This is a genomic window from Pseudoduganella sp. RAF53_2 (assembly GCF_052113985.1).
GTDB lineage: Bacteria > Pseudomonadota > Gammaproteobacteria > Burkholderiales > Burkholderiaceae_D > Rugamonas.
Map to the genome: position 1 here is coordinate 1 of NZ_JBFRDW010000531.1, position 4317 is coordinate 4317.

The 4317-nt window shown below is 61.6% G+C and carries 6 protein-coding genes; 5 read left to right on the forward strand and 1 reads right to left on the reverse strand.

All coding sequences use genetic code 11. The features are described from left to right. Positions 1-2: 2 nt before the first annotated feature. The 4 genes from AB4Z11_RS24700 to AB4Z11_RS24715 all read left to right on the forward strand — a co-directional run bounded on the left by AB4Z11_RS24700 (position 3) and on the right by AB4Z11_RS24715 (position 2339). Positions 3-482 carry a carboxymuconolactone decarboxylase family protein gene (locus tag AB4Z11_RS24700; protein ID WP_442028385.1) on the forward strand — a complete coding sequence of 160 codons (480 nt, stop codon included), beginning with the start codon at positions 3-5 and terminating at the stop codon, positions 480-482. Between the two features lie 12 nt (positions 483-494). Next, on the forward strand, positions 495-1241 hold the full coding sequence (locus tag AB4Z11_RS24705; RefSeq protein ID WP_442028386.1) for an SDR family oxidoreductase: 747 nt from the start codon (positions 495-497) through the stop codon (positions 1239-1241). A gap of 78 nt (positions 1242-1319) precedes the next feature. Next, positions 1320-1898 carry a CPBP family intramembrane glutamic endopeptidase gene (locus AB4Z11_RS24710; RefSeq protein ID WP_442028387.1) on the forward strand — a complete coding sequence of 193 codons (579 nt, stop codon included), beginning with the start codon at positions 1320-1322 and terminating at the stop codon, positions 1896-1898. 30 nt (positions 1899-1928) lie between these two features. After that, positions 1929-2339, forward strand: a complete 411-nt coding sequence (locus AB4Z11_RS24715) for a YciI family protein (RefSeq protein WP_442028389.1) — start codon at positions 1929-1931, stop codon at positions 2337-2339. On the opposite strand, the gene AB4Z11_RS24720 is transcribed toward AB4Z11_RS24715, so the two are convergent. Then, entirely contained in the window at positions 2340-3830 is a 1491-nt protein-coding gene (locus AB4Z11_RS24720) for an AMP nucleosidase (RefSeq protein WP_442028390.1), read from the reverse strand. A 69-nt stretch (positions 3831-3899) separates the two neighbouring features. On the opposite strand from AB4Z11_RS24720, the gene AB4Z11_RS24725 reads away from it, so the two are divergent. Beyond that, the coding region (locus AB4Z11_RS24725; protein WP_442028392.1) for a transporter substrate-binding domain-containing protein at positions 3900-4317 on the forward strand (418 nt) is incomplete at its 3' end.

Consider the following 4317-nt stretch of genomic DNA (forward strand, 5'->3'; position numbering starts at 1 on the left):
CCATGAGCACGCGTATCAACTACTTCCAGCAATCGCCCGAACTCGTCAAGAAGATGATCGATTTCGGTAGCGCCCTGGAGTCCTGCGCCATTGAACAGTCAATCCGCCATTTGGTGGAAATCCGTGCTTCCCAGATGAACGGCTGCGCCTTCTGCCTGGACATGCACATCAAACAGGCCCGCATGCACGGCGAGCGCGAACTGCGCCTGCATCACCTGGTGAACTGGCGCGAATCCCCGCTGTTCGAACAGCGCGAGCGTGCCGCCCTGGCCTGGACTGAAATCCTGACCCGCATCCCTGAACATGGCGTACCAAACGACGTGTATGAGCGTGTGCGCGGCCAGTTCTCGGAAAAAGAATTGTCCGACCTGACCTTCGTGGTCATGTCGATCAACGCCTGGAACCGCGCCAACGTGGCTTTCACCCTGGTGCCGGGTTCCTTCGACAAGACCTTCGGCCTGGATAAATCCGGCCTGGAATAAAGGAGCACAGACATGAAGATCGTAGTTATCGGTGGCACCGGCCTGATAGGCAGCAAAGTGTGCGCGATCCTGAGCGCCAAAGGTCATGAGGCGCTGGCCGCCTCGCCCAAAGGCGGCGTAAATGCCGTTACCGGCGAAGGCCTGGACGCAGCGCTGGCCGGCGCCGATGTGGTGGTCGACGTGGCCAATTCGCCTTCCTGGGCGGATGATGACGTGATGGCCTTCTTCAGCCAGTCCAGCCGCAATCTGCTGGCCAGCGAAGCGAAAGCGGGCGTGAAGCACCACGTGGCGCTGTCCATCGTGAACGCCGAGCGCATGCCGAACAGCGGCTATATGCGCGCCAAGGTCTCGCAGGAGAACATCATCAAGGATGGCCGCGTTCCTTACACCATCGTGCGCGCCACCCAGTTCATGGAATTCATGGCCGGTATCGGGCAAGGCTCGGTGGTCGGCGATGCGATCCGCCTGTCGCCGGCCCTGATCCAGCCGATCGCGTCGGACGATGTGGCAGAAGCAGTGGCCGACGCCGCCCTGGCCGCACCGCTCAACGGCACGCTGGATGTGGCCGGACCTGAAAAATTCCAGCTCTCCGTGATCGTGGGCCGCGCCCTGGCCGCCATCGGCGAAACGCGCGCCATCGTCACCGATCCGAAAGCCCTGTACTTCGGCACGGAACTCGACGACAGCTGCCTGGTCCTTGCCGCCACTGCCAAAGCGCGCCTCGGCAAGATTCGCTACGACGACTTTGTGAAGCGTTAATGTTGGCACTTCGGCACGGCTTGCGCTGTGCCGGAGAATCCGGGATATTGCGTTTATTGCAATCGCCCGGAGCGTCAATTGGAAGCAAGGTACGGCCCGCGTTCACAATGGCTGGTCTGCGCGCTGATGTCGGCCGTTGGCCTGCTGCTGATGCGTTTTGCGCAGCACGCAGCACTGCCGCAGGCGCTGGCCGTGGGCCTAGCCTGGCCGCTGCAACTGGCGGCAGGTGCCCTGGCCGGGCTCGTCGTGGGCGGCGGCTCTCTCTACAGCGCTATCTTCCAGTCTCACCGCCAGCTGGCCCGCCGCACGGCGGACAGCTACTCCCGTCTCGATCTGAGCGGGCTCAATCCCATCTGGATCTCGCTTGCCGCCGGCATCGGTGAAGAACTGCTATTCCGCGGTGGACTTCAGCCGCTGCTGGGCATCTGGCTCACTTCCCTGCTTTTCGTGCTGCTGCACACCCGCGCCTATGAATTCAGGCTGCGCGATAAAGTCAGCTGGATGCAGGCGGGCGGCGTGCTCGCCATGAGCGTCGCCCTCGGCCTGATGTTCCAGTATGTGGGACTGATTGCCGCCATCAGCGCCCATGCGGCCGTCGATATTTGCGGACTTTATGCGGTGCGGATTGTCGATTCCCGCCGCGCCGGCACGTCGTAGGATTACATCAACCAACCGAGGAGTTTTCAAATGCGCTTCATGATCATGGTCCGTGCTAACCACATTTCCGAATCGGACGACCTGCCGGACGAGAAAATCGTCACCGAAATGACCGACTACCACGAGCGCCTGGCTGCCGCCGGCTTCCTGGTGGACGCCAACGGCCTGCGCCCCAGCAAGCTGGGTTGGCGCGTCAAATACAAGGGCGGCAAGCCGATGGTGATCGATGGTCCCTACTCTGAAACCAAGGAGCTGATCGCGGGCTACACCATCATCGACGTCCCCGACCGCGAAACCGCCATCGAGTGGACGCGCCAGTTCCCCGCCCCCTTCGGCAAGGACCTGGAATGCGAAGTCGAAGTCCGCCAGATGTTTGAACTCGACGACCTGCGCCCCGGCGAGGCCGTCGACCGCTTCAAGGAACTGATGAAGAAAGACTGATTACTGGAAGGCGACCTCCATGAAGCTGCGCAGCTTGCGGCTGTGCAGCTTGTCCGAGCCTTGTGAACGCAGACGTTCCAGGGCGCGGATGCCGATGCGCAGGTGCTGGTCTACCCGGTCGCGATAGAACTGGTTGGCCATGCCTGGCAGCTTGATTTCGCCGTGCATCGGCTTGTCGCTCACGCACAGCAGCGTGCCGTAAGGGACGCGGAAACGGAAGCCGTTTGCGGCAATGGTGGCGCTCTCCATGTCCAGCGCCACGGCGCGGCTTTGGCTGAAACGGCGCTCCGGCGTACGCTGTGGCAGCAGCTCCCAGTTGCGGTTGTCGGTGCTCGCCACTGTGCCGGTACGCAGCACGCGCTTCAGCTCATGGCCTTCCAGCTGCGTGACCTCGGCCACGGCGCTTTCGATCGCTACCTGCACTTCGGCCAGGGCCGGAATCGGCACCCACAGTGGCAAATCCTCATCCAGCACGTGGTCTTCGCGCACATAGCCGTGCGCCAGCACATAATCACCCAGCTGCTGGGTGTTGCGCAGGCCGGCACAGTGGCCCAGCATCAGCCAGGCGTGCGGACGCAGTACCGCGATATGGTCGGTAGCCGTCTTCGCATTGGCCGGACCGACGCCGATATTGACCATGGTGATGCCGCTGCCGTCGGCGCGGATCAGGTGATAGGCCGGCATCTGCGGCAGGCGTGGCGGCACGGCGCCAAAAGCGTCCATCGGCTGCGCAGGCTGGCCCGCACGGCGCGACACGATATTGCCCGGTTCGATGAAAGCGATATAGCCGTCGTCACCCGGCTTGGCCATCAGCTCATGGCCCAGGCGCACGAATTCGTCGATATAAAACTGGTAGTTCGTGAACAGCACGAATTTCTGGAAGTGCTCCGGCGAGGTCCCGGAATAATGGCGCAGGCGCTGCAGCGAATAATCCACGCGCGGTGCGGTGAACAGGGACAGCGGCTCCGGCTCGCCAGGTGCCGCTTCAAAAGTGCCGTTGGCGATACCGTCATCCATCGCGGCCAGATTCGGCAGATCGAATACATCGCGCATCAGCATGCGGCGCTCGGCACTCATATTGCCTTCGATGTGGTCGTTCTCGGCAAAGGAAAAGTGGATCGGGATGGGCTGGGCGCTCAGGCCCACTTCGATTTTCATCTGCTGCTGGCCGTGGTTCTTCAACAGCAGGCGGAACTGTTCATGGTAGTAGCGCTCGAACAGGTCGGGCCGCGTCAGCGTGGTTTCGAACACGCCGGGACCGGCCACGAAGCCGAAGGATAAGCGCGAATCGGCGCGCGCCACGGTATCGGTCTGCACCCGCACATACGGATAACACGCACGGACCCGTTCAGCCGGCGTTTCGCCTTCAACAAAGCGCTGCAGCGATTCCCTCAGGTAGATAATGCTCTCATTGTAGATCGCCTTCACCTGCGCTAGCGCCGACGCAGGATCGTCGTGCAGGGTGGGCGTGACAAAGGGACGGCTCTGCATGGTACAACTCCTTTCAGGTTGCTCCATACTATCATCTATAATCACTTCAGGAGTATTACGGAATACGCAATGAAACGGAAAATCCTCGCTTTCCTGTTAGGCCTGAGCGGGGCAGCCATGGCATCCGGCGCGGAGCCGGTGACTGTCGCCTGGCGTGATAAGCCGCCCTACTATTACACCGAGAACGGTGTCGCTAAAGGCTTTCTGCTGGATCGGGCTCGCCAGATATTTGCCAGTGCCGGCATTCCGGCCAGATTCGTCAACGAACCGCAGAAGCGGATCTGGACCAATTTGAAGTATGGCGTCAGCAATTACTGCTCGATCAGCTGGTATCGCATTCCCGAACGCGAAGCCATTGCGCAATACAGCCTGCCAATTCACACCGACCAGCCACAGGGCGTGCTGGTGCATCCGTCGGCTCTGGACCGCGTGCGCAGCCACGATAATCTGAAGGCCCTGCTGGCCGACCCTACGCTGACGCTGGGGA

Excerpts from the sequence above, each read along its gene's own strand:
- AB4Z11_RS24700 (WP_442028385.1), top strand. The coding sequence starts at position 3 with ATGAGCACGCGTATCAACTACTTCCAGCAATCGCCCGAACTCGTCAAG.
- AB4Z11_RS24720 (WP_442028390.1), bottom strand. The coding sequence starts at position 3,830 with ATGCAGAGCCGTCCCTTTGTCACGCCCACCCTGCACGACGATCCTGCG.
- AB4Z11_RS24705 (WP_442028386.1), top strand. The coding sequence starts at position 495 with ATGAAGATCGTAGTTATCGGTGGCACCGGCCTGATAGGCAGCAAAGTG.
- AB4Z11_RS24715 (WP_442028389.1), top strand. The coding sequence starts at position 1,929 with ATGCGCTTCATGATCATGGTCCGTGCTAACCACATTTCCGAATCGGAC.